Origin of the sequence: Streptomyces sp. CBMA29, assembly GCF_014596445.1 — a bacterium.
Classification (GTDB): Bacteria; Actinomycetota; Actinomycetes; order Streptomycetales; family Streptomycetaceae; genus Actinacidiphila.
The window spans coordinates 11342-32115 of the sequence record NZ_MECL01000124.1; the positions used below are offsets into that span (position 1 = coordinate 11342).

Here is a 20774-nt window from a genome sequence, read left to right on the forward strand (position 1 = left end):
CTACCGTTCCTTCTACAGGCACCTGCCCAGCCTCGCACCGCCGGGAGCTCCCCGCCTCTTACGGGCGAGGGCTCCGCCTCTTACGGACGACGGCTCCCGCCTCTTACGGACGAAGCCTCCGCCTCTTACGCACTTTCCGTATCCGGGATACGGTGCGGTTGTCCCGGTGGCCTGCGGTAACGCGTATTTACTAGGAACTCCAAGCAAAACCGCAGGTCGGACGGCTTCGCGCGATTGCGTGGGTTATAGGTAACGTCTCTGTTGCAGGCCACTTAGCCGGGGCACTGTCACGCCTGGCTCGGCCATGCCGCACACACCCCGTGCGCCGCGTCGTACCAGGTGAGCCGCACACTGGCTGCCCGGCGGATCCCGGGGGCCGGACAGACGGAGGAGCGAACGTGAGCGTGAAGAGCACTGCCGCTGGGGCCACCCCCGCCAGGAGCGGGGGGCGTAGCACCGCCGCTCCCGCGAAGGCCAGGGGGCGGACCGCCCGCGCAGCAGGCGCCAAGCGCCGTGGCACCGAGCCCGAACTCGTACAGTTGCTGACGCCCGAGGGCGAGCGCGTCGAGCACGGCGAATACTCCATCGACCTGACGCCGGAAGAGCTGCGTGGCCTGTACCGCGACATGGTGCTGACCCGCCGTTTCGACGCCGAGGCGATCACCCTGCAACGCCAGGGCGAGCTGGGCCTGTGGGCCTCACTGCTCGGCCAGGAGGCCGCGCAGATCGGTTCGGGGCGGGCCACCCGCCCGGACGACTACGTCTTCCCGACCTACCGCGAGCACGGTGTGGCCTGGACCCGTGACGTGGACCCGCTCAACCTGCTCGGCATGTTCCGTGGTGTGAACCACGGCGGCTGGGACCCCAACGAGAACAACTTCCACCTCTACACGATCGTCATCGGCTCGCAGACGCTGCACGCCACCGGCTACGCCATGGGCGTGGCCAAGGACGGCGCGGATTCGGCCGTCATCGCGTACTTCGGCGACGGCGCCTCCAGCCAGGGCGACGTGGCGGAGGCGTTCACCTTCGCCGCCGTCTACAACGCGCCGGTCGTCTTCTTCTGCCAGAACAACCAGTGGGCGATCTCCGAGCCGACCGAGAAGCAGTCCCGCGTGCCGATCTACCAGCGCGCCGCCGGATACGGCTTCCCCGGCGTCCGCGTCGACGGCAACGACGTCCTCGCGGTGCTCGCCGTCACCCGTGCGGCCCTGGAGCACGCGCGCAGCGGCCAGGGCCCGATGCTGGTCGAGGCGTTCACATACCGGATGGGCGCCCACACCACGACCGACGACCCGACCCGCTACCGCGCCGACGAGGAGCGCGAGCAGTGGGAGTCGAAGGACCCGATCCTGCGGCTGAAGACGTATCTGGACAAGCAGGGCCTGGCCGACGAGGCGTACTACGCCTCGATCGAGCAGGAGAGCGACGTACTCGCCAAGCGGGTGCGCGACGGCGTACGCACGATGGAGAACCCGGACACCATGGCGATCTTCGAACACGTCTACGCCGACGGGCACGCGCTCGTCGACGAGGAGCGCGCGCAGTTCGCCGAGTACCTGGCCTCGTTCGAGTCCGAGTCCGAGTCGGAGTCGGAGTCCGAGTTCGAGTTCGAGTCCGAGTCCGAGTCCGAGGGCGCCGCTTCCGGAGAGGGACGCTGACATGACCCAGATGTCCATCGCCAAGGCCCTGAACGAGTCGCTGCGCACAGCGCTCGACAACGACCCGAAGGTCCTCGTCATGGGTGAGGACGTCGGCAAGCTCGGCGGCGTCTTCCGGATCACCGACGGCCTCCAGAAGGACTTCGGGGAGGGGCGCGTCATCGACACCCCGCTCGCCGAGTCCGGCATCGTCGGCACCGCCATCGGCCTCGCGCTGCGCGGCTACCGCCCGGTGGTCGAGATCCAGTTCGACGGCTTCGTCTTCCCGGCCTACGACCAGATCGTCACGCAGCTCGCGAAGATGCACGCCCGCGCGCTCGGCAAGATCAAGCTGCCGGTCGTCATCCGTATCCCGTACGCGGGCGGCATCGGCGCGGTCGAGCACCACAGCGAGTCGCCCGAGGTGCTGTTCGCGCACGTCCCGGGCCTGAAGGTGATCACGCCTTCGAACCCCTCCGACGCGTACTGGATGCTCCAGCAGGCCATCGAGTGCGACGACCCGGTGATCTTCTTCGAGCCGAAACGGCGCTACTGGGACAAGGGCGAGGTCGACACCTCGGCCGTGCCCGGCTCCCCGCACAAGGCGGTCGTGGCCCAGGAGGGCACCGACCTCACGCTCGCCGCGTACGGTCCGATGGTGAAGGTCTGTCTCGAGGCCGCCGCGGCTGCCTCGAATGAGGGCCGTAGCCTGGAGGTCGTGGACCTGCGCTCGCTCTCGCCCCTCGACTTCGACACTCTCCAGACGTCCGTGGAGAAGACCCGCCGCCTGGTCGTCGTGCACGAGGCCCCGGTCTTCTACGGCACGGGCGCGGAGATCGCGGCCCGGATCACCGAGCGCTGCTTCTACCACCTCGAGGCCCCGGTACTGCGGGTGGGCGGCTTCCACGCCCCGTACCCGCCGGCCCGCCTGGAGGAGGAGTACCTGCCCGGCCTGGACCGCGTACTCGACGCCGTCGACCGCGCGCTGGCGTTCTGAGGAGAGGGTTGTGACGACCATGACCGCACAGGCGCAGTCGCGGGGGCCGCAGGCACAGCGCTTCCGCGAATTCCGCATGCCGGATGTCGGCGAGGGCCTGACCGAGGCGGAGATCCTCAAGTGGTACGTGGCCGTCGGTGACACCGTCACCGACGGGCAGGTCATCTGCGAGGTGGAGACGGCGAAGGCCGCCGTCGAGCTGCCCATTCCGTACGACGGGGTGGTCAGCGAGATCCGCTTCGGCGAGGGCACGACGGTGGATGTCGGTACGCCGATCATCGTGGTGGACGCCGGGGGCTCCTCCTCCGGAGGGGAGGCCGGGGCCACGGCTCCGGAGCCGCCCGCCGTGGAGGCTCCCGCCGCCCCTGCGGCGGCCCCGCCTGAAGAGCCCAAGCGGCAGGCGGTGCTCGTCGGATACGGCGTCGCGCCGTCGGCCACGACGCGGCGTCCGCGCAAGGCTTCTTCCGTACCGGCTCCTGTACCTTCCCAGGCCGCCGAGCTGAACGGGCACGACCGTGCGGCGGCGGCGGACCGGCCGCTGGCCAAGCCGCCGGTACGGAAGCTGGCCAAGGAACTGGGCATCGACCTGGCGACCGTGGTGCCGACCGGGCCGAACGGCGTGGTGACCCGCGAGGACATCCGCGCGGCGGCGGCCCCGCCGGCGCCGCTGCCGCCGGTGGCTGCCGCGCCCGAACCCTTCTCCGCGACCGCCGGTGCCCGGGAGACGCGTATCCCGATCAAGGGCGTCCGCAAGGCCACCGCCCAGGCGATGGTCACCAGCGCGTTCACCGCGCCGCACGTCACGGAATTCGTGACGTTCGACATCACGCGGACGATGAGGCTGGTCCAGGAGCTGAAAGAGGACCGCGCCTTCACGGGCGTCCGGGTCGGCCCGCTGCTGCTGGTCGCGAAGGCCCTGCTCGTCGCCCTCAAGCGGCACCCCGAGGCGAACGCCGCGTGGGACGAGGCCGCGCAGGAGATCGTCCACAAGTCGTACGTCAACCTGGGGATCGCCGCCGCCACCCCGCGCGGTCTGATCGTCCCCAACATCAAGGACGCGCACGACAAGACGCTCCCCGAACTGGCGTCCGCCCTCGGCGAGTTGGTCGCCACCGCCCGTGACGGCAAGACCTCGCCCGCCGCGATGCAGGGCGGCACGGTGACCATCACCAACGTCGGTGTCTTCGGCGTGGACACCGGCACGCCCATCCTCAACCCGGGCGAGTCGGCGATTCTCGCCTTCGGCGCGGTCAAGCTCCAGCCCTGGGTCCACAAGGGCAAGGTGAAGGCGCGTCAGGTCACCACGCTCGCCCTCTCCTTCGACCACCGCCTGGTCGACGGCGAACTCGGCTCCCGCGTGCTGGCCGACGTGGCCGCCATCCTCGAACAGCCCAAGCGGCTGCTCACCTGGGGCTGACACCGTCACCCGCACGGAGGGCCCGGACGCACAAACGTCCGGGCCCTCCTTCGCGCGTGCATCCCACCCATTCGTCCCCTTTTGTGCTGCCATCACCCCATGGCCGTCTCCGTCTCCGTCGTCCTGCTGCTCCTCGTCCTCGCCGCCCTGATGATGCGCAACAAATCCCTCAAGCCCAGCCACGCCGTCCTCTGCGTCCTCCTCGGCTTCTGCCTCTCCTCCACCAGCCTCGCCCCCACGATCCAGTCCACGATGAACTCCACCGCGTCCCTGGTCAGCACCATCCGCCCCTAACGGGGCGGGTCTCGGTACGCTGGCCAGCAACGCGGCACCACCGGCCCGCGCCGAACCGAGGACGGGTAATTCGTTGAGCGACCGAGGCGCGAGGCCATGACGTTCATCACGCGGGTGCGGATCGAGAACTACCGCTCCATCGCGTCCTGCGACGTTCGGCTGGGTCCGCTGACGGTCCTCGCGGGCCCGAACGCGTCGGGGAAGTCGAACTTCCTGGACGCCGTCCGCTTCGTGCGGGACGCCGTTCATACCTCGCCGGAACGGGCGCTGGAGTCGCGTGGGGGTCTGGACGAAGTCCTGCACCGGTCGGGCCCTGATCGGCAGGCGGAGTCCTTCCGGATCAGCTTGGACACACGCGTCCTGGTACACGGCGGGTCCGGGTCGGAGCCCGTCTTCGAGGACTGCCGCTACGTACTGGAAATCGGTACTGACCCGGCCGGGGGCCGCCAGCCGGTCGTGCGCGTCGAGGAATTCACCAACGCCGAACGCGACGGGGGCGTATACCGGACCCCGAATCAAAACCGTTCGCCAACTGACCTCGTTCTTCCGTTCGTCGCCAGGGAACGGCCCGACACCATCGCGCTGTACAACAGCCTGGACATGACCCGGTTCTACGAACTGATCACCCCAGTACTCAGGGCCGTCGATGACACGCCGAAGCGCAGGGGTAGTTCGAACCTCGGGGAGAGCGGGGAGCGTCTGCCAAGAGTGCTGTGGACGTTGGACCAAAGACTCCCGTGGGTTAAGGAAGTCATCGATGGCTACCTCCGCACGATGATCGACAACGCCGTCGGCGTGGACGGGATCGACGTGCCGGAAGGGGACCTCGGCTTCGTCGTCGGCCGCTTCCGCAACGAAGTGGGCGACGTACGCAAGGTCGACCGCCGTTCGCTGTCGGAGGGAACCCTCCGCCTCACCGGCGTCCTCGCCGCCCTCTTCCAGCCGCGGGCCCTCAACGGAACATTCCCGCTCATCGCCATCGAAGAACCGGAAATCTCCTTGCACCCGCCCATGGTGGGCGCCCTCTACGACGCCCTGGTCGCCGCTTCCCGCAACACCCAGGTCATGGTGACCACTCAGAGCGCCGACCTGCTGGACAACGCCGCCGCCGACCCGGCGCACGTGCTGGTCGCCCGGAACGACGGCAGCGGTACGGTCATCGGCCCGATCGACAGCGCGGGTCGGCAACTTGTCGCGGACGGCGTGCTGACCCTCCCGGAGCTGCTGCGCAGCGGCGAGATGAGGCCCGAGCGGTGACCAACCCCCACCCGGTGATCGCGTCGATCGTCGAGGGTCACGGCGAGGAGAAAGCACTCCTCGGCCTCCTCCACCGGCTGGTCCCGCACCTCCAGTCCGGGGCGTACGCGGAGATCCAACGCCCCCACCGCGTCCCGCGCGACCGGATACTCAAGCCCGAGCATCTGAACAAGGCGCTCTCCATCGTCACCGCCCGCGTGCCCCGGCCGACCGGCATCCTGGTGCTGCTCGACGCGGACGACGACTGCGCCGTCGAGTTGGCCCAGCGAATCAAGGACCAGGCGCAGGCGACCCACGCGCACGTACCGTTGCTGGCGGTTGCCGCGGTGCGCGAGTTCGAGGCGTGGTTTCTGGCCGGTGCCACCGGTCTCGCGGGTCACGCGGGACTACCGGCCGACCTTCAGCCGCCTCCGCAGCCCGAGACGATCCGCGGGGCCAAGGAGTGGCTCACGAAGCGGATGCCGCGCGGCAGTTCATACCAGGAGACGGCCCACCAACCGTCCTTCGCCCAGCTCTTCGACCTCGATGCGGCCCGCACGGGCGCTCCGTCGTTCGACAAGTTCTGCCGCGACGTGCACCGGCTCCTGACCCGCGCGCCCTCATAGGTCCAGCTAGGCTTCTGCCTCTCCTCCACCAGCCTCGCCCCCACGATCCAGTCCACCATGAACTCCACCGCGTCCCTGGTCAGCACCATCCGCCCTTGAAGCCCGCAGGACCATGAGCGGGCCCTCCACTGCCGCCACCATGGCGAAGGGGAACCGGTCGAGTTCGAGGCAGAGCGCGATGTCGTCGGGGTGCACTCCTTGGCGCACCCCATCGGCCAGTTCGGCGGCGGCGCGCGACGTGGCGGCGCGGCGCAGGAACTCGGCGGCGTCCGTCCCGGCCCCGGCGGCCCTCCCGGCGATGTACTGAGCGCACGCCAGGTCTTCGTCGGCCCGCCCGACCTCGCCGGTGACCACGAAGGTGACGCTGTCGCCCGCGTGCGCCCGCAGGTGGTCGGCCGTCGCCTCCGCCACCACGAACGCCGCGCACAGCACCAGCGGCGCGTCCTTCACCGCGAGGGCGCCGACCGTCCCCGCCGTGGTCTTCTGCACGACGGTCCGTCCCTCCAGGTCGAGCGTCCGCATCAGGCCCGGTGAGTTGACGGTGTCGAACCCCGGCGCGGGTGCACCGTCCTTGACCGCCACCCAGTCCGGATGCCGGGCCTTGTGCGCCAGCGCCTCGTCCAACGACCCGGCCAGCACGACCTTCTCCGCCCCGCGCCCGAGCGCCCAAGCGGCGACGGTGAACGCCCGCATGACGTCCACCACCACCGCCACGGCCGGCGTCCCGCCCAGCCCGTCGATCCCCACGAAGTCACAGTCCATGCCGCTCATGCTCGCGCCTGCTCGGCCCAGCCGCCCGGGGATTACCGCGGCTCACCCGAGCGTCTTCAGGTCCAGTTCGGCCCAGACCGTTTTGCCCACGTCCAGCGGCAGTACGCCCCAGCGGGCGGCGACGGCTGCGACGATCAGTAAGCCGCGGCCGGACTCGTCGTCGTCGCCCACGGCCTCGGGCACCTGGGGTCGCCGCTCGCCGCGCGCGTCGGTGACGCCCACCCGCAGCGCACCCCCGGCCAGCCGCACCTCGACCCGGAACAGCCGCCCGGCCACCCGCCCGTACCGCACCGCGTTGGTCGCCAGCTCGCTCACCAACAGCCCGGCGTCCTGGGCCACTTCGGGGTGCCCCCACTTCTGCACCACCTCGGCGGTCCGCACCCGCGCCCTGCTCACACTCCGCGCCGTCGGTGCGTACAGGCATGTGTCATACGTCGTCTCCGCGTCGCCCATCCCGGCCGACCTCCCAGCCTCGCGCATCAGCCCGCGCGCGGCCCCCGGCAGTGGCGTTGCCCCCGCGCCCCACCTGCGGTGGGCATGACGTGACGGTGCACTTCCGCCGTGCGGCGCCGCTGTGCGAGCGGGTCGTCACCGACGGTAGAGGGTAAGTCGGTTGTGCAGCAACACGAATGAGCAGAAAATTCTACTCGAATTGAGTTGTGCCTCTCCGGGGCGGCACCACAGACTGTGCACTATGAACGACCGTGCGAACCGGGGTACTTCGATCTCCACCGTCCTGGGCCGCAAGCTCGGCGGCGACCTCCTCCGCATGCGCGAGACCTGCGGACTCAAGCAGTCCCACGCGGCCGAGGCCCTGACCGCCTCGGTCCCCAAGGTCGCGAAGATGGAACGCGGACTCGTCCCGATGCGCGACCCGGACATCCGCGCGCTGTGCCATCTCTACGGTGTCGAGGACGAGACCGTCATAGCTGGCCTGCTGCAAATCGCCCGACTGGACCGGGAGCGCCGCAGGGCGAAGGGCTGGTGGAAGCCGGATGCGGGCAACCTCAGCGAGTACATCGCGATGGAGGACATCGCCGTTCGCGTCCGGACATGGCAACTGTCCCTGATCCCCGGCCTGTTCCAGACACCCGACTACGTGCGGGCCCTCGCCGTCAGCGGCGGCATCTGGGAGGACCCGGACGCCATCGAACGCCTCGTCGCGGTCAGGCTGAAGCGCCAGGCTCGCTTGCAGGGCGAGAATCCGCTGAGCGTGCACGCCGTGATTTGGGAGGGGGCCCTGCGTCAACTCGTCGGCGGCGCCGAGGTGATGCGCGAGCAGTTGTCGCACATCTACGACCTGGCCAAGCTTCCGAACGTCCACATCCAAGTGCTTCCGTTCCGGGCGGGTGGGCACCCCAGCATCTCCGGTCCGTTCAGCATCCTGTCGTTTCTGGACAGTGCAGCGATGGACGTAGTGCACACAGATACGATTGCTTCCACGCAGTGGGTGGAGGACTCGGCGCAGGGCGCTGTCTACGCGTCGTTCTTCGCCGCAACGGCTCGGCTCAGCCTGTCTCCGTACGGGTCCTCGCGGCTGATCGATGACATTGGCAAGGGGTTGCACGAGTGACGTTGTTCGAATTCACGAAGTCGAGCTACAGCTCATCGGGAGGCGAATGCGTCGAGGTCGCCACCAATGTCCCCGGAACCGTAGCGATACGCGACTCCAAGAACCCCGAGGGGCCCACCCTCACCTTCACGCCCGCCGAGTGGACGTCCTTCCAACGGGCCCTCGCCGCAGGCGACTTCACCGGCTGACCAGCACTGACCCAACACTGACCGGCAGCCGCCGGTCACGGCGCCCGCACCACAGAACCACCTCGGCGTGCGCGCCCCACGGTGTCAGCGGTCGGCGTACAAACCGTCACCCGTACGGCACCGGCCCCGTCAAGGCCGCACGTCACCGCGACCACCCCCGGCCCGAGCCCGCCCGCCCCGCCCCTACCCGCCCCCCTCCCCACCGCAGCCAGCCGCAGTGCGCCCGCAGGGCGCGAGACGAACCCGCCAGGGCCCCACCGACCGGGGGACGGTCCGCCCGACCGGGGGACGGCCCGCCCGTTGCTAAGACTAAGAGGCTTCCCGGGCCACCCGGGCGAGTACCGCCTCGCGCAGGGCGACGGGGGCCACCCCCAGGGCGGCCAGCACGTCGAGGCCGCGGCCTTCTCCCGCTGAGAGCAGGCCGAGCAGGATGTGCTCCGTACCGATGAAGTCATGTCCGAGGGCGATCGCCTCGTCCTGGGACAGCACCACGGCGCTCCTGGCGCGGTCGGTGAAGAACTCGAACACCTCTACTCCTCCTTGCCCATGGCTTTGCGCCTGCTCGCGTGCTTCTCGTGCACCGACTGCCTGCTGACGTTCAGCGACGTGGCGATGTTCTGCCACGCCCAGCCCTGGTCACGTGCGTTGTCGACGTGAACCCGCTCAAGCTCTTCCAGCAGACGGCGCAGCGCGACGACGGCTTGCAGCCCCACGGCGGGGTCCTTGTTGGTGACCTGTCCGGCCAGCGAGGCCGGTGTGTCCTCAGCTCCCATGCGTGTCAGGTTGCCCTGACACGACGAGGATGTCAAGGAACCCTGACAAGCCATCGACGACCGCGACCGTAAGAGCGGCGCGTCCGGCCGGCGCAGAAGCGAGTTCGTCTTCATCCGTGCGGAGAAACCCAGCCGGTGATACCGAACGGGCATATGACGTAAGGGATATGGCGAATCGAATATGCCGGAAAATATCTCGGGGCGGGACGGGAATCATGCGGGTGACCCCGGGTGGGGGAAATCGGCTGTTCGGGACGGGCGTACGGACGGCGACCGTTGGGAACCGGACAGGCGTGGGCGGGCTGAAGTGGCCTGCAAACCAGGCGAGTTGGGTGAGGCGACCGGCCGGGGGAGCAGGGGTCGGGCTGGTCAGGACCGGCGTGGGCGCGGTGGCCGCTGCTCCCGGCGGGGGAAAGTCGATCTTGGCCGGAAGGGGCGAAAACTTGCCTCGGCGACGTGACCCCGCGGGTGCCTCGAATTGCGCACGAGTGGTATCGCGTCACACGCGCCCCCACTGTGTACCAATTTCGAAGATCAATATCGCCGAATGGCCGTATAGGTGATACAAGGTCGTACACCTGTGCGCGCGTGCCTCTTCGGCCTGCGCTGTCGTCACTTCACTCAGCAGGCAGGAAATCCTGAGAGGGCCGCTCAAATGCAACACCACGAACCACTCTGGTCCAACTCCCTTTATCCGACGTTCGCTTACGTGATCGCCTTTGTCGGCTCCGCGCTCGGCCTGGCCTGCTCGTCCCGGCTGCACCTCGTGGGATTCGGCCGGGGCAAGAACTGGCTCGGGTCGGGAGCCGTCGCGCTGGGCACCGGAATCTGGGGCATGCACTTCGTCGCGATGCTCGGCTACGACGTGCAGGGTGTGTCGCTGCACTACGACGTGACGCTGACCGTACTGAGCTGGGTGCTCGCGGTCGTGGTCGTCGGCGTCGGGATCTACGTGGCGGGCCGGGACTCGTCGTGGCCGTCGCTGCTGGCGGGCGGCCTGCTCGCCGGGATCGGCGTGGCGGGGATGCACTACCTCGGCATGGCGGCGATCATCATGCCCGGCACCCTGAACTACGACACCGGCACCGTCGCGCTGTCGGTCGTCATCGCCATCGTGGCCGCCACGGCGGCGCTGTGGGCGACGCTCCGCGCGCGCGGCCCGCTCTTCATCACCGCGGCCGCGCTCGTCATGGCCTTCGCGATCAGCGGCATGCACTACACGGGCATGGCGGCGGTCAGCTCCACCATCACCGACCACACCGACCCGACCACGGGCGTCGCGGCCTCCGCCTTCGTCCTGCCCCTCATCGCGGGTCTGAGCCTGATCATCTTCGTGGTCACCTTCGCGGTCCTGATGAACCCGACCGAGGAACTGGCCGCCGAGAATCCGGCTCCCGTCCGCCAGGCCCCGCCCCAGCCCGCGACGACCCACGGCGACTGGCCGTCCTGAAGCGCGCCCTCGCCCGGGGCGGGACTGTCCGAGCCGACTGGTAGGGATTTCCCATGCCCAGTACCGATACGGTCCGCACCGCCCTCGAAGCCGTCGCCGCTCTCCTGGCCCCCGGCCACCCGGCGGTGGCCGCCGACGTACGCCTGGCTGTGGACGACCCCGACGGGTACGTCAGGACGTACGCCGACCGCCTCGACGAGCGCGGCATCGACGAGCCGTTCCCGCACCTGCCCTGGATAGCCCTGGTCGACGCGCTGGAGGCCCGCCGGCTGCTCGCCGAATTCGACTGGAAGGAAGCCCCGGACGAGATCCAGGCGCGCCTGCGCCGCCTGGACTCGCGGCCGGTCATCGACCCCTGGGACGACCTTCCCGACGTCCCGGCCGACGAACTCGGCCTCCAGACCCACGAGTTCCTGGCCGCCTGCGGTCGGCGCTACCACGAGTACGGCAAGGCCCTCGCCGTCCTGGACATCGAGTCCGACTGCTACCCCGTCGTCTGCCTGCCCGCCTCGCGCGCGGCCGAACTGACCGCCCTGGCCACCCGAGCGGGCTTCGCGGCCCACCCTCTCGGCCCAACTCCCGCCTGATCCGAGCCCGTTCCCCAACACGGCCTCGGCGCAGCTACGTTGCCCGTACGGACCCCGACGAGCGGAACGACCACGTACGTCTCAGCTCCTCGTTCGGCACCGCGGCCGACGCCTATGCCGACCACCGGCCGGACTACGCGGGCGAGTTCGTCCTGCCCCCGCTGACCTGTGTGCTGCGCGCGCGGCGGCTGTGAGCGCTCGCCGCCTGGACCCGCGCCCCCGCCTGAACCTGTGGCCGGTCGGCTCAGGCGCCCAAGGCGTGGATCCTCGTCCGGAAATCCGCCACGGGCGTCCACACGTACGCCTTGCCCGAGCGCCGTTTGACGAACAGCCCGGACTTCTCCAGCCCCATCAGATCCTGACGGGCCGTCTCGTAGGCGACGTTGTGACTGGTCATGTGCGAATGGGCGGTGACGGCCGCCGCCGGGTTCTTCATCGCATATTGGAGCAGTGCGATCTGCCGGTGATTGAACCCGGTGTCGCTCCGGGAGATCTTCGTCTGAAGGGTCTGGACTTCGCGGGCCTTGTCCGCCAGATAGGTGTGCAGGTTGTCGATCGACCGCTGAAGGACATCGAGCTGGTGGAGATAGAAGTACGTCAGGTCGTTCTCGTCGTCCTCGGTGTACAGGTAGCTGAGGGCGTACGGGACCGGGGCGTTCTTGAGGATCTGCGAAATGGCGACGAACTCGGTCAGCCAGTAACCCTGGTTGAGCATCGACCAGTAGAAGAGCGCTCGTGCGGTACGGCCGTTGCCGTCCTCGAAGGGATGGTCGTAGCCCATCATGAAGTGGACTGTGATCGCCCGGAGCACGGGTGGGATGTAACTCCCCGCATCGAGCGTGCCGTTCGCGAAGTCGCACAGCCGAGAGACACGTTCGGGAAGGGTGTCTGCCGGAGGTGGCGTGTGCAGCAGTTCGCCGTCGTCGGTGTGCACGGAAACCCGCTCCTCGTCGGGTCGTTGGAAGCGGCCCGCGGCGTCGGGGTTGTCGAGGGTGCCTTCGGTGACGATCCGATGGATCTCACAGATCAGCTCGGGGCTGAGGCGCTCGTCGCGAAGCTCGCCGATCAGGCGCATGGCTCCGTAGTTGTTGACGATCATCCGCTCGTCACGCGACCGTGGCGGACGCCCGGAGCGCAGCATCTCTTTTGCCACGAGGCGCGTGGTGGAGGCACCTTCGAGCTGACTGGAGTTGATCGCTTCCTCGATCAGTGAGTGGACGAGGTAGCGGTCGCGCGTCCCCGGATTCGTCACCTCTTCGCTGATCTTGATTTTTCCGCTGGAGTCCCGGGTGATCTGTTCCAGCGCTTTGAGGACTCTGTCCGGCAGGGCGAAGCTGAAGGGCCGGCCGCTGATGTCCTCAAGCGGGAGGAGGCGCTTCATCTGGTGGCGGGTGAATCTGATACCCGCCCACCACTCCTCATGGGTGATGCCGGGCGGCGGCGTCTTGAACCGGATCTTGTCCCAGGGAAGATACGGGTCCTGCGGGCCCGCGCCCGGATTCACGAAGATGCGAGCCAGCTTCTCCGGAGTCGCATTCTCGAGCACTGACCTCATGAGAGCGTCCTGCTCAGGGGGTGGCATGGGTCGCCGCATGCTGGAGCCAGCCCTTCCTCGGTCGATCCGCGGCCAGCTCAGCTACCACCGATCTACTTCTTTCTCCCAGACTAGTAGTACTCGCTCCAGGGTGCCTGGCTCAACTACCACTGATCTACTTTTTTCTCCCAGACTAGTAGATCAGTACCTGTGAGCTGGTCTTTTGGTGCCGGGCGCAGGGAGGTGGGGGGCCTCATGGCCCCGGGGCCGGTTGGGGGCGGGCGAGGAGGAGGGCGCCGGGGGTGGGGGAGTCGGGGGAGATCAGGGTCTCGGTCTCGATCGTGAAACCGGCCTCGCGGAGCCAGGCGGTCATCCGGGCGGGCGGGCGTTTGTGGACGTGGACCTTCATGGGGTGGCCGCCGTAGCCCTCCGTCTTGAGGCGGGAGACGGAGCCGGTGTGGAAGCCGGTCAGCAGTGGGGCGCCGGGGCGCAGGACGCGGCGGAAGCCGGAGAGGACGGCCGGGACCTCGTCGTCGGGGATGTGGATCAGCGACCAGAAGGCGACCAGGCCGGCGAGTGACGCGTCGGCGAGGTCGAGGGCGGTCATCGAGCCGACCTCGAACCGGAGTCCGGGGTGGTCGGAGCGGGCCACGTCGACCATGCCCGGGGAGAGGTCGATACCGAAGGCGTCGACGCCCAGGCCGTGCAGGTGGGCGGTGACGTGGCCGGGGCCGCAGCCCACGTCCGCCACGGGGCCGCCCCCGGCGCCGGTGACCTCGGCGGCGAACAGGCTGAGCGCCGTACGCAGGGCCGGTGCGCCGTCCAGCGCCTCCCGTACGAAGTCGGCGTAGCTCACCGCGACCGTGTCGTACGAGGTTCGGGTGTCCGCCAGCCAGCCGTCCGCAGTCATGCTCCGACACGGTAGTCCCGCGGCCCGCGCCCGCGGAACGGGCTCCTGGCACGTCCACATCCCGGACGCCCGTACCGTCCGCGAAGCTGTTGTATCTATGATGCGTGCATCATGGATGCCAGCACTCTCACCGTCGCCGCGCCCGGCCCCGCCGCCAAGGCGCCGCCCGCCGCCGAGCGGGTCTATCTGCATGTCAAGTCCGGTGTTCTGGACCGGAGTTACGAGGGCGGGACGCTGCTCACCGAAGGGGATCTCGCCGACGCGGTGGGGGTCTCGCGCACGCCGGTGCGCGAGGCGCTGCTGCGGCTGGAGGCGGAGGGGCTGATCAAGCTCTACCCGAAGAAGGGCGCGCTCGTGCTGCCGGTGTCGGCGCAGGAGATCACCGACGTGGTGGAGACCCGGCTGCTGGTGGAGCAGCACGCCGTGGCGAAGGTGGTCGGGGCGGTGCCGCCGCGGCTCATCGCGCGGCTGGAGGAGTCCCTGGCCGAGCAGCGCGGGCACGCGGAGACCGGGGACCTGGCGGCCTTCGCCGTCGCGGACCGCTGCTTCCACGCGGAGATCGTCCGCGCGGCGGGCAACCGTATCCTCACGCACCTCTACGACCAGCTCAGGGACCGTCAGTTGCGGATGGGGGTGGCCACCATGCACGCCGAGCCGAGCCGGGTGGCGAAGAACATCGCGGAGCACACGGAGATCCTGGACGCGCTCAGGGACGGCGCGGCCGGCACGGCCGCCGACATCGTGGACCGGCACGTCTCGTGGGTGAAGGTGCTCGCCAGGGGCGAGTCGTGAGCCGGAGCCCGGCCACGGAGAAGGTTCTGCCGGGCGACCCGCCCGGCGGACGGCGCGCCGCCCTCGTCTGGGGCGTCGGCACCTCCGTCTACCTCGTCGCCGTCGTCCACCGCACCAGCCTCGGCGTCGCGGGCATCGACGCCGCCGACCGCTTCCACATCGGCGCCTCCGCGCTCTCCAGCTTCTCGATCCTCCAGGTGCTGGTCTACGCGGGCATGCAGATACCGGTCGGCCTGATGGTGGACCGGCTCGGCACGAAGAAGGTCCTGCTGCTCGGCGCCGTGCTGTTCACCCTCGGGCAGGGGGCGTTCGCGCTGTCCCACTCGTACGGCATGGCGCTGGGCGCCCGCGCCGTGCTGGGCTGCGGCGACGCCATGACCTTCGTGAGCGTGCTGCGGCTCGGCTCGCGCTGGTTCCCCGCCAGACGCGGTCCGATGATCGCCCAGGGCGCCGCCCTGTTCGGCGTCGCGGGCAACCTCGTCTCGACCGTCGTCCTCTCCCGCGTCCTGCACTCGGCGGGCTGGACCCCGACCTTCCTCGGCACCGCCCTGGTCGGCGCGCTCGTCCTCGTCCTGGTCGCCCTCTTCCTCAAGGACCACCCGGAGGGGTACGAACCCGCGCCCGTCGAACACGCGGGCCTGACGTACGTACGCCGCCAGATCGCCGCCGCCTGGTCGGAACCCGGCACCCGGCTCGGCATGTGGACGCACTTCACCACCCAGTTCTCGGGGATGGTGTTCCTGCTGCTGTGGGGGCTGCCCTATCTGGTCGAGGACCAGGGGCTCTCGCGCGGCACGGCGGGCGGGCTGCTCACGCTCGTCGTCGTCGCCAACATGTTCTTCGGCATGGTCTTCGGGCAGCTCATCTCCCGTCACCACGGCGCCCGCATGCCGCTCACCCTCGGCGTGATCGCGGCCACCGCCGCCGCCTGGGCCACCACCCTCGCCTGGGGCGGCGGCCACGGCCACGACCCGATGTGGCTGCTGATCGCCCTGTGCGTCGTCCTCGGCGCCTGCGGCCCGGCCTCGATGATCGGCTTCGACTTCGCCCGTCCCGCCAACCCGCCCGAGCGCTTCGGCACCGCCTCCGGGATCGTCAACATCGGCGGTTTCACCGCCTCCGTCCTCACCCTGCTGGCCGTCGGCCTGCTCCTCGACGCGACCGGCGACAACTACCGGATCGCCTGGAGCAGCGTCTTCGTACTCCAGGCGGTCGGCACCGCCCAGATCCTCCGGCTCCGCCGCCGTGCGCAACGGCTGGAGCGGGAGCGGATCGCGGTGAGCCGCGTCGAGAGTGTGCACCGCCTGCCGGCGGCGGTCACCTCGGAGTAAGGCCCTCCGGGCCGCGGTTGAACGACGGTTCGCGGCCGGCCCCCAGCGACCCCGGCCGCCCCAGCGGCGGTCTGCCCCGCCGTCTCGCGGTCCCCCGGTCGGTCTGCCCCGCCGTCCCTCGGTCCGCCGATCTGCCGGGACCGGGCTTCGGACCGCCGGGACCGGGCTTCGCCCGTCGGCGGCTCCGCATCCGCCGCCACCGCGGCCTCGGCTCCGCTCGCGGGGCGGCGCCCCGCACTCCCCGAACGGCGCCCGAGGCGCTACGCGTTACTTCGTGACCGCGATGTGCGACAGGATCGCGTCCGCCAGTTGCCGGTCGCCCTCGATCTTGAGCTGGTCGACGAGCGCCGCCGGACGCGCGCGGCCGGTGAGCAGCCGCAGGAACGTCTCCCAGTCCACGACGAAGGTGACGGCCGGACCGAGCGAGACGGCCGAGTCGATGCTGCCGTGGCCCTCGGCGTTCACCCGTACGGTCCGCATGAACTCCAGCGGGCCGTGCACGTCGAAGACGACCGCGGAGCCCGGCTTGGCGCCCGCGTCCTCGGCGACCACCTTCGGCAGCGAGCGCAGGACGTAGTCACGGGCCAGTACGGCCGCGGGGGAGGCGAGGTTGCCGGGGGCGTCGAGGGCCCGGCGCAGATCCTGCTCGTGCACCCACACGTCGAAGACGCGGCCCCAGAGCTGTTCCTCCAGGGTGACCTCGCCGCCGCCGATCGCGCGGACCTCGGCGTCGGGCTGCCGCGACTCGTTCCTGAGCTGCCGCGAGCGGCGGATGATCGTGTACTCCAGCTCCGACGTCATCTCCGGCGCCGTGTGGTGGCGGCGGATGTCGACCGGGACCTCCGTGTAGCGGGCCGTCTCGCTGGTGATGTGCCGGAGGTCGCTGGGAAGGGTGTGGATGGGGCGCGGGTCGCCCAGCAGCTCGCACTCGAAGCCGATGATGTGGGACACGACATCGCGCACCGACCAGTACGGGCACTCGGTGTGGCGGTTCCACGCGCCGTCGGGCAGCGGCGTCACCAGTTCGTTGACGGATTCTATGGAGTGGGTCCAGGCGTCGATATACGGCTGGAGCTTGCTGTGGACGGTCACGGGACCCCTCGACGGTCGGTGCGCGGTCGTGGCGGTTGGCGCCTAAGTTACGCTGCGCGCGGGCGCCCACGCAGTGCTTTCGAGTGACGATGGTAGGCCCGGCTTGACGACCCAACGTATGGGCGGTGTCCGAGTGCGCGCAACGCTTCTTCAGATCGACGTGGACCAGAGGGAACCGGTCGCCTCGCGACGCGACCGTGTGGCCGCGATGGTACGTGACCACGCGGGCGCGGATCTTGTCGTGCTGCCCGAACTGTGGCCGGTCGGCGCCTTCGCCGCGGAGGACTTCGCGGCCGAGGCCGAAACGGCGGACGGCGGGCCGACCGCCGAGGCGATGGGCGCGGCGGCGCGCGACGCCGGGGTGTGGCTGCACGCCGGGTCGATCGTCGAACGCGACGCCGTCGGAGGTGAGCTGTTCAACACCTCGCTGCTCTTCTCCCCCGACGGCGATCTCACGGCCGTCTACCGCAAGATCCACCGCTTCGGCTTCGACCAGGGCGAGGCCGTCCTCATGTCCTCCGGGCACGACATCGTCACCGCCCGCGTCCCCGGCACCGTCCTCGGCCTCGCCACCTGCTACGACCTGCGCTTCCCCGAGCAGTTCCGGCTCCTGCTCGACGCCGGGGCGCAGACGCTGGTCGTTCCGGCGGGCTGGCCCGCGCGGCGGCTCGCCCACTGGCGCCTGCTGGTGCGTGCCCGCGCCGTCGAGTCCCAGTCGTACGTCCTCGCCTGCGGGACCGCCGGCACCCACGCCGGGGTGGAGCAGGCCGGGCACAGCATGATCGTCGATCCCTGGGGGGAGATCGTCGCCGAGGCCGGGCCCGCCGAGCAGGCGCTCTCCGCCGAGATCGACGTCTTTCGCGTCGACGTCACCCGCGCCGATTTCCCCGTCCTGCGCGACCGCGTCCTCGGGGTCCCCACCCCGAAGCCCCACTAACCGGTCGGCGGTTCGCCGATCTTTTCAGGGGCGCGGGGAACTGCGCGGCCCGCCCCCCACCGGCCCGGTGGTCGGGAAACCACCGAACTGCCCCTCCGGGACCGGTGGTGACCTGCGCGAGCCGCGGGCACAGGGGCGGCGCCCCTTAGAAGACCGGGTCGCCGCCCTGCGCAGGGCTAATCGTCGTCGTGCTCCTTGTCGACCATGCGGTCGACACACACCGCCACCGCGATCAGCATCGCGGCATCGGCGTCCTCGCGCTCGATGTCGATGGCGTAGGCGTCACGGAGGGTGAACCACTTGCGGGAGATGCGCGCGAGGCGCTCCCCCTCGTACTCGATGTCGAACTCCTTGTCGATGATGTCGCCGCGCACTTCGAGTTCCTCGCCGGAGGCGAGCTCGGCGCGGAAGACGTCGCGCAGCAGGTGGAGGCGCTTCTTGCGGACGGTGACGAGGACGTCACCGTCGCGCTCGATGGTCATGGTGTCCCGCAGGGACACCAGCTTCTTGCGGATGACGGCGACCTCGTTGCCGTCCGGGTCCTGGAGTTCGAGGGTGTCGCGGATCCGGAGGACCTTCCCGTCGACGTAGAAGGCCCTGCGGCCGTGCTCGTCCTCGATCCAGTAGTCGTCGCCGATGGCGAACATCTTCTCTCGCACCACGTATTTCATAGGGAATGCCTACCCCGGCGGATGCTGTTGGATGGGGATATGACTGCACGCGCACGTGTCCGGGCGCCCGAGCTGACCGGCGAGGGCGGCTGGCTGAACACCGGCGACAAGCATCCGACCCTCGCTGACCTGCGGGGCAGCATCGTCATTCTGGATTTCTGGACGTTCTGCTGTGTGAACTGTCTGCATGTCCTGGACGAGCTGCGCGCCCTGGAGGAGCGGCACAGGGACACCGTGGTGATCGTCGGCGTGCACTCGCCGAAATTCGTGCACGAGACCGAGCACCAGGCGGTCGTGGACGCGGTGGAGCGGTACGGCGTGCACCACCCGGTGCTGGACGACCCGCGGCTGTCGACGTGGAAGCAGTACGCCGTACGGGCCTGGCCGACGCTGGTGGTGATCGACCCCGAGGGGTACGTGGTCGCGCAGCACGCGGGCGAGGGGCACGCGCACGCGCTGGAGCAGCTCGTGACGGCGCTGGAGAAGGAGCACGCGGCCAAGGGCACCCTGCGCAGGGGCGACGGCCCGTACGTACCGCCGGAGCCGGTCGCGACCGACCTCCGCTTCCCCGGCAAGGCGCTCGCGCTGCCGGGCTCCGGGCACTTCCTGGTGTCGGACTCGACCCGGCACGCCCTGGTGGAGCTGGCGGCGGACGCCGAGAGCGTGGTGCGGCGGATCGGCACCGGCACGCGCGGGCTGGCCGACGGCAACGCGGAGACGGCCCGCTTCAGCGAGCCGCAGGGCCTGACGCTGCTGCCCGACAACAGCGTGATCGTCGCCGACACCGTCAACCACGCGCTGCGCCGCGTCGACCTGGGGACCGGACACGTGACGACGGTCGCGGGCACCGGAAAGCAGTGGTGGCAGGGCTCCCCGACGTCCGGTCCGGCCCGCGAGGTGGACCTGTCGTCGCCGTGGGACGTGGCCTGGTTCGACGGCCGGGTGTGGATCGCGATGGCGGGCGTGCACCAGCTGTGGACGTACGACCCGGAGACGGAGACCGTACGGGTCGCGGCGGGCACGACCAACGAAGGGCTGGTCGACGGGCACGCGGCGCAGGCGTGGTTCGCCCAGCCCTCGGGGCTCGCGGCGGCCGGGTCCAGGCTGTGGATCGCCGACTCCGAGACCTCGGCGCTGCGCTGGGTCGAGCGCGGCGAGGACGCGGCGGGCGGCTACATCATCCGTACGGCCGTCGGCACCGGCCTGTTCGACTTCGGCCACCGCGACGGCCCCGCCGGGCAGGCGCTGCTCCAGCACCCGCTGGGCGTCACCGCGCTGCCGGACGGCTCGGTCGCGGTCAGCGACACGTACAACAACGCGCTGCGCCGCTACGACCCGGCGACCGGCGAGGTCACCACGCTCGCGACCGACCTGCGCGAGCCCTCGGACGCGGTGGTCGTGGACGGCGACATCGTGGTGGTGGAGTCCGCCGGGCACCGGCTGACCCGGATGCACCTGCCGGAGGAGGCCGTCCGCGTGGAGGCCGTCGCCCACCGTACGCAGCGGGACGCGACCGACGTGGCGGCCGGTGCCTTCCGGCTCGACGTGGTGTTCACCGCGCCCGAGGGGCAGAAGCTCGACGAGCGGTACGGGCCCTCGACGCGGCTGCTGGTCAGCGCCACCCCGCCGGAACTCCTCGCGGAGGGCGCGGGCAAGGGCACCGACCTCTTCCGCGACCTGGTCCTCGCCCCGTCCGTCACCGAAGGCGTCCTGCACGTCTCCGCGATGGCCGCGTCCTGCGACGACGACCCGGCCAACCCCTACCCCGCCTGTCATGTGCACCAGCAGGACTGGGGCGTCCCGGTCCGCGTCGGCACCGACGGCGACTCCCGGCTGGCGCTGGTCCTGGCGGGCCTGGACGCCTAGGGCGTACGGGCGCGGCGGGCCTGGACGCCTAGCCCGTACGGGCGCTGTACGGGCGCGGCCGGGTGGTGAGTATGCTCCGGCCATTGATC

The 20774-nt window shown here is 70.1% G+C and carries 22 protein-coding genes; 14 read left to right on the forward strand and 8 right to left on the reverse strand.

What is annotated here, in order from left to right; translation table 11 throughout:
* Positions 1-398: 398 nt before the first annotated feature.
* The 6 genes from pdhA to BGM09_RS17275 all read left to right on the forward strand — a co-directional run bounded on the left by pdhA (position 399) and on the right by BGM09_RS17275 (position 6210).
* Complete coding sequence (pdhA, locus tag BGM09_RS17250) at positions 399-1661, forward strand: pyruvate dehydrogenase (acetyl-transferring) E1 component subunit alpha (RefSeq protein WP_188282494.1); 1263 nt, start codon at positions 399-401, stop codon at positions 1659-1661.
* 1 nt (position 1662) lies between these two features.
* Positions 1663-2637 carry an alpha-ketoacid dehydrogenase subunit beta gene (locus BGM09_RS17255; RefSeq protein WP_188282495.1) on the forward strand — a complete coding sequence of 325 codons (975 nt, stop codon included), beginning with the start codon at positions 1663-1665 and terminating at the stop codon, positions 2635-2637.
* Between the two features lie 10 nt (positions 2638-2647).
* Positions 2648-4054, forward strand: coding sequence for a dihydrolipoamide acetyltransferase family protein (locus BGM09_RS17260; RefSeq protein WP_411158323.1), 1407 nt, complete (start codon positions 2648-2650; stop codon positions 4052-4054).
* Positions 4055-4153: 99 nt separating this feature from the next.
* Positions 4154-4348, forward strand: coding sequence for a hypothetical protein (locus BGM09_RS17265; protein WP_188282496.1), 195 nt, complete (start codon positions 4154-4156; stop codon positions 4346-4348).
* Between the two features lie 96 nt (positions 4349-4444).
* Complete coding sequence (locus BGM09_RS17270; RefSeq protein ID WP_188282497.1) at positions 4445-5605, forward strand: AAA family ATPase; 1161 nt, start codon at positions 4445-4447, stop codon at positions 5603-5605.
* The gene (locus tag BGM09_RS17275; protein WP_188282498.1) at positions 5602-6210 is read left to right on the forward strand and encodes a DUF4276 family protein; all 609 of its coding nucleotides are present in this window, start codon (positions 5602-5604) and stop codon (positions 6208-6210) included. Before BGM09_RS17270 ends, BGM09_RS17275 begins: the two co-directional genes overlap by 4 nt.
* Positions 6211-6216: 6 nt before the next feature.
* Here BGM09_RS17275 and BGM09_RS17280 read toward each other — a convergent pair whose 3' ends face one another.
* A complete protein-coding gene (locus BGM09_RS17280) occupies positions 6217-6972 on the reverse strand; it encodes a 2-phosphosulfolactate phosphatase (protein ID WP_188282598.1) in 756 nt (251 codons plus the stop codon).
* A gap of 51 nt (positions 6973-7023) precedes the next feature.
* On the reverse strand, positions 7024-7461 hold the full coding sequence (locus BGM09_RS17285; protein ID WP_411158324.1) for an ATP-binding protein: 438 nt from the start codon (positions 7459-7461) through the stop codon (positions 7024-7026).
* A gap of 214 nt (positions 7462-7675) precedes the next feature.
* On the opposite strand from BGM09_RS17285, the gene BGM09_RS17290 reads away from it, so the two are divergent.
* Together BGM09_RS17290 and BGM09_RS17295 are read left to right on the forward strand one after the other, a co-directional pair.
* Positions 7676-8554, forward strand: a complete 879-nt coding sequence (locus BGM09_RS17290) for a helix-turn-helix domain-containing protein (RefSeq protein WP_188282500.1) — start codon at positions 7676-7678, stop codon at positions 8552-8554.
* Positions 8551-8742, forward strand: coding sequence for a DUF397 domain-containing protein (locus BGM09_RS17295; protein ID WP_188282501.1), 192 nt, complete (start codon positions 8551-8553; stop codon positions 8740-8742). The genes BGM09_RS17290 and BGM09_RS17295 overlap by 4 nt, the downstream gene beginning before the upstream one ends.
* Before the next feature lie 309 nt (positions 8743-9051).
* Here BGM09_RS17295 and BGM09_RS17300 read toward each other — a convergent pair whose 3' ends face one another.
* A complete protein-coding gene (locus tag BGM09_RS17300) occupies positions 9052-9270 on the reverse strand; it encodes a Clp protease N-terminal domain-containing protein (RefSeq protein WP_188282502.1) in 219 nt (72 codons plus the stop codon).
* 2 nt (positions 9271-9272) lie between these two features.
* A complete protein-coding gene (locus BGM09_RS17305; protein WP_188282503.1) occupies positions 9273-9515 on the reverse strand; it encodes a hypothetical protein in 243 nt (80 codons plus the stop codon).
* A 709-nt stretch (positions 9516-10224) separates the two neighbouring features.
* Between BGM09_RS17305 and BGM09_RS17310 the strand changes: the two genes are divergently transcribed.
* A complete protein-coding gene (locus tag BGM09_RS17310; protein ID WP_317452745.1) occupies positions 10225-10965 on the forward strand; it encodes an MHYT domain-containing protein in 741 nt (246 codons plus the stop codon).
* Positions 10966-11018: 53 nt separating this feature from the next.
* A complete protein-coding gene (locus tag BGM09_RS17315; protein WP_188282505.1) occupies positions 11019-11552 on the forward strand; it encodes a hypothetical protein in 534 nt (177 codons plus the stop codon).
* Between the two features lie 244 nt (positions 11553-11796).
* On the opposite strand, the gene BGM09_RS17320 is transcribed toward BGM09_RS17315, so the two are convergent.
* Positions 11797-13146, reverse strand: a complete 1350-nt coding sequence (locus BGM09_RS17320) for a Fic family protein (protein ID WP_188282506.1) — start codon at positions 13144-13146, stop codon at positions 11797-11799.
* Between the two features lie 193 nt (positions 13147-13339).
* Entirely contained in the window at positions 13340-13996 is a 657-nt protein-coding gene (locus BGM09_RS17325; protein ID WP_188282507.1) for a class I SAM-dependent methyltransferase, read from the reverse strand.
* A gap of 111 nt (positions 13997-14107) precedes the next feature.
* Here BGM09_RS17325 and BGM09_RS17330 point away from each other — a divergent pair, with 111 nt between their 5' ends.
* Together BGM09_RS17330 and BGM09_RS17335 are read left to right on the forward strand one after the other, a co-directional pair.
* The gene (locus BGM09_RS17330) at positions 14108-14788 is read left to right on the forward strand and encodes a GntR family transcriptional regulator (RefSeq protein WP_188282508.1); all 681 of its coding nucleotides are present in this window, start codon (positions 14108-14110) and stop codon (positions 14786-14788) included.
* The gene (locus BGM09_RS17335) at positions 14785-16119 is read left to right on the forward strand and encodes an MFS transporter (RefSeq protein ID WP_188282509.1); all 1335 of its coding nucleotides are present in this window, start codon (positions 14785-14787) and stop codon (positions 16117-16119) included. Before BGM09_RS17330 ends, BGM09_RS17335 begins: the two co-directional genes overlap by 4 nt.
* Positions 16120-16386: 267 nt before the next feature.
* On the opposite strand, the gene BGM09_RS17340 is transcribed toward BGM09_RS17335, so the two are convergent.
* The gene (locus BGM09_RS17340) at positions 16387-17211 is read right to left on the reverse strand and encodes a maleylpyruvate isomerase family mycothiol-dependent enzyme (protein ID WP_188282510.1); all 825 of its coding nucleotides are present in this window, start codon (positions 17209-17211) and stop codon (positions 16387-16389) included.
* A gap of 133 nt (positions 17212-17344) precedes the next feature.
* Between BGM09_RS17340 and BGM09_RS17345 the strand changes: the two genes are divergently transcribed.
* Positions 17345-18148, forward strand: a complete 804-nt coding sequence (locus BGM09_RS17345; RefSeq protein WP_188282511.1) for a carbon-nitrogen family hydrolase — start codon at positions 17345-17347, stop codon at positions 18146-18148.
* 176 nt (positions 18149-18324) lie between these two features.
* Here BGM09_RS17345 and BGM09_RS17350 read toward each other — a convergent pair whose 3' ends face one another.
* Positions 18325-18819 (reverse strand): LURP-one-related/scramblase family protein, encoded by a 495-nt coding sequence (locus BGM09_RS17350; protein ID WP_188282512.1) that lies wholly within the window; start codon positions 18817-18819, stop codon positions 18325-18327.
* Between the two features lie 39 nt (positions 18820-18858).
* Here BGM09_RS17350 and BGM09_RS17355 point away from each other — a divergent pair, with 39 nt between their 5' ends.
* Positions 18859-20685 (forward strand): NHL domain-containing thioredoxin family protein, encoded by a 1827-nt coding sequence (locus BGM09_RS17355; RefSeq protein ID WP_188282513.1) that lies wholly within the window; start codon positions 18859-18861, stop codon positions 20683-20685.
* Positions 20686-20774 lie beyond the last annotated feature (89 nt).

What these genes read in the sequence shown, in the direction of transcription:
- BGM09_RS17265 (WP_188282496.1), top strand. Translation starts at nt 4,154, where the DNA reads ATGGCCGTCTCCGTCTCCGTCGTCCTGCTGCTCCTCGTCCTCGCCGCC.
- BGM09_RS17355 (WP_188282513.1), top strand. Translation starts at nt 18,859, where the DNA reads ATGACTGCACGCGCACGTGTCCGGGCGCCCGAGCTGACCGGCGAGGGC.
- BGM09_RS17330 (WP_188282508.1), top strand. Translation starts at nt 14,108, where the DNA reads ATGGATGCCAGCACTCTCACCGTCGCCGCGCCCGGCCCCGCCGCCAAG.
- BGM09_RS17325 (WP_188282507.1), bottom strand. Translation starts at nt 13,996, where the DNA reads ATGACTGCGGACGGCTGGCTGGCGGACACCCGAACCTCGTACGACACG.
- BGM09_RS17280 (WP_188282598.1), bottom strand. Translation starts at nt 6,972, where the DNA reads ATGGACTGTGACTTCGTGGGGATCGACGGGCTGGGCGGGACGCCGGCC.
- BGM09_RS17285 (WP_411158324.1), bottom strand. Translation starts at nt 7,461, where the DNA reads ATGCGCGAGGCTGGGAGGTCGGCCGGGATGGGCGACGCGGAGACGACG.
- BGM09_RS17255 (WP_188282495.1), top strand. Translation starts at nt 1,663, where the DNA reads ATGACCCAGATGTCCATCGCCAAGGCCCTGAACGAGTCGCTGCGCACA.
- BGM09_RS17305 (WP_188282503.1), bottom strand. Translation starts at nt 9,515, where the DNA reads ATGGGAGCTGAGGACACACCGGCCTCGCTGGCCGGACAGGTCACCAAC.
- BGM09_RS17290 (WP_188282500.1), top strand. Translation starts at nt 7,676, where the DNA reads ATGAACGACCGTGCGAACCGGGGTACTTCGATCTCCACCGTCCTGGGC.
- BGM09_RS17270 (WP_188282497.1), top strand. Translation starts at nt 4,445, where the DNA reads ATGACGTTCATCACGCGGGTGCGGATCGAGAACTACCGCTCCATCGCG.
- BGM09_RS17320 (WP_188282506.1), bottom strand. Translation starts at nt 13,146, where the DNA reads ATGCGGCGACCCATGCCACCCCCTGAGCAGGACGCTCTCATGAGGTCA.
- BGM09_RS17315 (WP_188282505.1), top strand. Translation starts at nt 11,019, where the DNA reads ATGCCCAGTACCGATACGGTCCGCACCGCCCTCGAAGCCGTCGCCGCT.
- BGM09_RS17350 (WP_188282512.1), bottom strand. Translation starts at nt 18,819, where the DNA reads ATGAAATACGTGGTGCGAGAGAAGATGTTCGCCATCGGCGACGACTAC.